Here is a 5,111-nt window from a genome sequence, read left to right on the forward strand (position 1 = left end):
TTGAGACGTTCGGTGGTTTTGGCGAAGGGGAAACACCCGGTCCCATTCCGAACCCGGAAGTTAAGCTCTTCAGCGCCGATGGTACTGCATGGGAGACTGTGTGGGAGAGTAGGACACCGCCGGACATTTATTGGGGGAAGGGCCTCGCCGTTATGGCGGGGCCCTTCCTCATCTCTGTGCCAAGTATGGACGCCGGAACTTGTTCGCCGAGAACCCCCCATGATCGGAACCTCAGTGGGCCGGAACGGTCTGAGTGCCCGTGTTGTCTGGGAGCTGCTCACCTCGATGCGCAGCGGGTTATGGTTCCTTCGCGACCCAGGGAGGGAGAAGGGGCTGACAGTTTCATCCCATATCTGGCGGCACTGCGGCATGACGTGGTGGACACGAGCTCCCAGAGGCGAGGCACACTCGTGAGCCTCGAAGGAGTCGTCTCCAGTGCCGGCGTGCCTGCGGGACTGGCTGGGCGCGAAAGCCAGGGGGCGCACCGTGCTGCGCTCGCTGGGCCGTCTACCGTTTGCCTTGAGCCCTTACACCGTGCGTGGAGGGCAGCGGGAGGCTTGGATGCAGATCGCTACACTGCCCTTCATTGACGAGCACGTGACGGTCGTCGCTGCGGGGGGCGACGCCGTCTGGAGCAGCCTCCTTGAAACGCTGGACCGATCCTCCTCCCGTCGTGGGGTGGCCGGCTACGCGAGACTCGTTCGGGCCGCCGACTCCATGGTGTCGGGGCCACGCCCCATTGCCGAGGGCTCGACGTTTCCCGGTTTCCGGGTAGTCGCCGCGATCCCGGGACGCGAGCTGGTCCTTCGGGGACGCCATCACTTTTCGTCTTACGCCCTGATCTTCCGCATCGAACCCTTCGGTTCGGATCGGTCGCGGATACGCGCCGAGAGCCGAGCCGCCTTCCCTGGTCTGGCTGGTGGCCTCTACCGACGGTTCGTCATCGGTACGGGCGGCCATGCAGTCGCCATGCGGCGCCTCCTTGCAGGCATCCGCAGTAGAGCCGAGTAGCGCGCACGCGGCCTCGGTCCTTCCCTTGAGATGGGCTAACGCGACTCATTTCGTTGAGAAGGCTTCAGCGAGTACGTCCATCTCCTGGTCGACGACGGGCCACGCGGGTCGTCGGTGCGGTGGTCGTACACGCGAGGGCTGAGGGCGGCCAAGGCGGGCGGATCGACCCTCGGATGGGCCGCGGTTCGTAGCCTGGCGGCCGCATCCACATCGGAGGCACGGCAGACAGCCGCTATTGCGTACCGGAGTACGGGGCCCGGTCGTCAGGCGACCGGGACATGTGGGGCGGCGGATGCGAGCCGATGTTCGGCGGTCGGCTCCGTGGCTCGCAGCGGGGTGGCGTCGGTCGAGTGGGCCAGGTCCAGGACGCGGCCGAGGGTGTCGCCGATGCCTTCAACCCGCTTCTGGCGGCTTCGTGGCAGTGGTCTTTGATTCCTGGCTGAGAGCGTGGATGATGCCGCCGGGCGAGGATGTCGGCTGGTGCCGTCCTTCCGGGTTCTGGGCGGTCAGAGTTGCTGGCGGAGGTCGTCGGCTCGTTCGGTGACCTTGGTCAGGACGCGCTGGGCCACGGCCAGGTCGTCGGGGGAGAGGCCCTCGTAGAGGCGGGCGGCGGTGTTCTGCACCGTGGCCGTCAGGCGGTTGAGCAGATCCTCTCCTTGCGCTGTCAGGGTTACGGGCGTGTCGTTGGTGATCAGTCCTCGCCCTTCCAGGTTGTCGAGTAGCCGGTCCGCGGCGGGCTGGTCGAGTGCGAGTTGGGGTTGGTCCCGCAGGTAGTCGCGGAGTGCGGTACGGGTGGGCCACGGGCCGCGGACGGCCACGACGCGGAGGGTGATCTGTTCGGTCGAGGTGGTGCCGCTGCCGTGGAGGATCTGTTCGTGCAGCTTGCGGACGGCGCCGTGCGCCTCGGAGATGTCCTGTCCGGTGAGCACTCGGGTCTCGGTCATGTTCTCGCTCCCTTCGGATGGGTGGAGCAGGTCTTGCAGCGTGCGGATGAGGTCGCGGTTTCGCGGGCCGGAGATGCCGCCGATCGGTGCGGTGAGTTCCTCTTGGAGGGCATGGACGACGGTCACGGCCTCGCGGATGACCGCCGTGCCCTTGTCGGTGAGGGTGAGCTGTAGTGCCCGCGGGTCGGCGGGGTGTTCGGTGCGGACGACCAGGCCGGCGCCTTCGAGTGCGCGGACCAGTTTGGAGACGTAGATCGGTTCGAGGCCGGCGAAGTCGGCGAGTTCGCGCTGGCTGGGCCGCGTGCCGGACCGGGACAGGCCGTACAGGGAGCCGAGCAGCGTGTACTGGGCATGTGTCAGGCCGAGGGGTGCGACGGCACGGTCGACCGCGGCCCGCCAGCGGGTCGTGACCTGCCACAGCAACCGTCCCGTGGCGGTGTCGTCCGAAGTCATAATCGATACTCTACTTGGAAACTATGTCCATGGAAAGTATCGGTGCAGCGCTGGGCCACTCGGTCAGGACCCCGTTGCTTCGAGCGTTTGCAGCAGGGCGTCGACGGCGTCCAAGTCGTTCTCGCTGAAGACCCGGATGCCTGCTCGTTCCAGGAGGGCCGTCGTCACGCCGTCCCCGGACATGGGCGTGCCCGTAAAGGTGCCGTCGTAGATGCGGTCGCTGCCGCAGGATGGGCTGCCTTCCTTGAGGAGGGCGATCCGGGCGCCGGAGCGTCGGGCGGTGTCGAGAGCCAGGCGGGCACCGCGCAGGAACTCGGTGGTGACGTCCTCGCCCGCGTCGGTGCGGACATGGGCGGTCCCGTCCAGGACGGCGTGCCCGTCGCCGCCGACGATCTCGGCGGGTGGGCGGGGGACCGCCAGGCCGCCCGACACCTCCGGGCAGAACGGGATGAGGCGCCCCTCCGTGCGCCAGCGTTCGAAGAGGTCGGCTCCGACGGGCTTGGCCGCGCCGTCGTAGCGGACGCGTCGGCCCGCCAGGCACGAGCTGACCAGGATGCGTTCCACGTCTTCACACTATGTGGGCCGCGCGGCGTCCAGGGGCCGGGTGAAGAGGCGTGCTGCGGATGCTCTCCAGGCTGCTCGCCTGAACGTGCGAGCCCGCGCATGTGCACAGGTGCCGCCCGTCCTGCGGCTCGTGAACGCCGCGGCCCCTGCGGGGCAGTTGGTCACTTGCCCGCGCGGATGCGGTTCACGGCCACCTGGGCGATGCGGACGGCGGCGCTCGGGTTGAGGCGGACGCCGCGCCATGCGACGCGGCCGCTGGCGGGGGCGACGATGAGGGCCTGGTTCTTGGCGAGGCCGCGCATTACGTCGCGGGCCAGTTTCTCGGCCGTGTAGAAGCGGGGGGACGCCTTGGAGATGTCGGCGGTCGCGTCGCCGCTCAGCGCGGTCTCCGGCAGGTCCGGGTTGACGTTGTGCAACAGCGGGGTGTCCACGAAGCTCGGGCACACGACGCTGACCTTGACGCCGCGGCCGGCTGCCTCGGCGCGCAGGGCGAGGGACAGGCCCACGACGGCGTGCTTGGTGGCGGTGTAGGGGATACCGATCGGCATCGGGACGAGACCGGCGAGGGAGGCCGTGTTGACGATGTGCCCGGATCCCTGCTCCAGCATGATCGGGTAGGCGGCGTGGACGCCGTGCACGACGCCTTTGAGGTTGACGTCGATCGCGCGGTTCCAGTGGTCGAGGGTCAGCTCCTCGGCCAGGCCGCCGATCGCGATGCCGGCGTTGTTGAAGACCAGGTCGAGGCGGCCGTGGTCGGCTCGCACGCCCTTGTACAGGTCGGCGACGGCGTCGGCGTCCGCGACGTCGAGGTGCGCGGACGCGGCCTTGCCCTTGCCGAGCGTGTTGAGCTTGTCGGCGACCGTCTCGGCGCCCTCGGCGTTGATGTCGGTGACGACGACGGTGTCGCCGCGCGCCACCAGGGCCGTGGCGATCGCCCGGCCGATGCCGGACGCTCCTCCGGTGACGATCGCGATGCTCATTGGGGCGCTCCGCTCGATAATTGTATTCAGCGTTAATTGCGGGGGGATTCTACGGGTTCGCGGCCCCGCCCGAGGCGGGGCCGCGAGTCGCGCGACGGGCGGGGGTCAGGCGGCCTTGGCCGTTCCGACGGAGCGGCGCTTCTTCGGCTCGTCCCAGATGCCGAACGCCTTCCAGAGCTGCTTGCCGACCGGGCTGATCACGCCGAGCTCGGCCATCAGGTCACGGATCTTGCCGACCGAGTCGGAGATCTCGCCCCGTGCCGTCTCGCTCTGGTAGGCCTGTCGGACGACGTCCTTCGGGATGTCGAAATGCCGCACCATCGGCCCGGGCGGGGACAGCATGATCCGCGCCATGACGCCGAGGACGATGGGCGTCGCGAGGCCGAGGATCCGGCGGCGCATCGGATGCATGTTCGGGACCCGGTGCCTGAGGTAGTGCCGGGCGAAGGAGATGTGCCGGGCCTCCTCCGCGATGTGGATCCGCATGATGGTCTCCTCGAGGGGGTGCTTGATCTGCCCGCCCTTGAGGTGCTTGCGCTGGACGAAGTCGATCGGGTCCTCGCCGCCGAGCACGAACACGAAGAACATCTCGGTGCTGACCAGCGGGATCCACGGCGCCGCCTGCGCGATGAAGCTGAGCGAGCGCGGCATGCCGCGGATCGGCATCTTCGTCCGGTTCACGAACTCCTGGAACATCATCCCGTGGTGACATTCCTCGGTCGTCTCGTGGTAGACGTACCGGAACTCCGGCCGGCCGTTGGGCAGGCGGTAGGCGTAGTTGAGCAGGCCGCGCTTCAGCAGGTTCTCGAACTGCAGGCCGATCTTCATCGCGGTGGCGACGCGCCACAGCCCGATCTGCGCCTGGACCTCCGGCGGCTGCGCCTGGTACCAGGCGGTCTCGCCGAGCCGGTCGGACGCCGGCAGCACCCAGCGCGGGTCGTTCTTGTCCACCTGGAACTCGGGGTCGTCCCAGGGGATGTCGGCGTAAGCCTCCCAGTGCTTCTCCACCGACGCCTTGTTCAGGCGGTCGATGACGCCAAGATACGACTTCTTGTCCTTGACCTGCTCGCGGACCTCGTCGGCGAGTTCGGTGGGGGCCTTCGGCATGTCGGTCGCTCCCTCGGGGTGGTGCTGTCGGACGGGGCCGACGGGGTTCGGG

At 68.5% G+C, this 5,111-nt stretch carries 5 protein-coding genes and 1 rRNA gene; 2 read left to right on the plus strand and 4 right to left on the minus strand.

Annotated features, from left to right (window positions below; translation table 11 throughout):
* Positions 1-8 precede the first annotated feature (8 nt).
* Both rrf and E1266_RS35495 read left to right on the plus strand, forming a co-directional pair.
* Positions 9-125 (plus strand): 5S ribosomal RNA (rrf, locus tag E1266_RS35490).
* A 436-nt stretch (positions 126-561) separates the two neighbouring features.
* On the plus strand, positions 562-1,011 hold the full coding sequence (locus E1266_RS35495; protein WP_132054704.1) for a hypothetical protein: 450 nt from the start codon (positions 562-564) through the stop codon (positions 1,009-1,011).
* Positions 1,012-1,517: 506 nt separating this feature from the next.
* On the opposite strand, the gene E1266_RS35500 is transcribed toward E1266_RS35495, so the two are convergent.
* From E1266_RS35500 to E1266_RS35515, 4 genes are all read right to left on the minus strand, one after another.
* The gene (locus tag E1266_RS35500) at positions 1,518-2,408 is read right to left on the minus strand and encodes a MarR family transcriptional regulator (RefSeq protein WP_132054706.1); all 891 of its coding nucleotides are present in this window, start codon (positions 2,406-2,408) and stop codon (positions 1,518-1,520) included.
* Between the two features lie 63 nt (positions 2,409-2,471).
* The gene (locus E1266_RS35505; protein ID WP_132054708.1) at positions 2,472-2,972 is read right to left on the minus strand and encodes a DUF523 domain-containing protein; all 501 of its coding nucleotides are present in this window, start codon (positions 2,970-2,972) and stop codon (positions 2,472-2,474) included.
* A 161-nt stretch (positions 2,973-3,133) separates the two neighbouring features.
* Complete coding sequence (locus tag E1266_RS35510; RefSeq protein WP_132054710.1) at positions 3,134-3,952, minus strand: SDR family oxidoreductase; 819 nt, start codon at positions 3,950-3,952, stop codon at positions 3,134-3,136.
* Between the two features lie 105 nt (positions 3,953-4,057).
* Positions 4,058-5,111 (minus strand): diiron oxygenase (locus E1266_RS35515; RefSeq protein WP_347876773.1); only part of this gene is annotated, 1,054 nt, incomplete at its 5' end.

The organism is Actinomadura sp. 7K534, assembly GCF_004348575.1.
Lineage (GTDB): Bacteria > Actinomycetota > Actinomycetes > Streptosporangiales > Streptosporangiaceae > Spirillospora > Spirillospora livida.

Bases quoted from the DNA above. Each gene is read 5' to 3' on its own strand.
- E1266_RS35495 (WP_132054704.1), top strand. From the start codon at position 562: ATGCAGATCGCTACACTGCCCTTCATTGACGAGCACGTGACGGTCGTC.
- E1266_RS35500 (WP_132054706.1), bottom strand. From the start codon at position 2,408: ATGACTTCGGACGACACCGCCACGGGACGGTTGCTGTGGCAGGTCACG.
- E1266_RS35510 (WP_132054710.1), bottom strand. From the start codon at position 3,952: ATGAGCATCGCGATCGTCACCGGAGGAGCGTCCGGCATCGGCCGGGCG.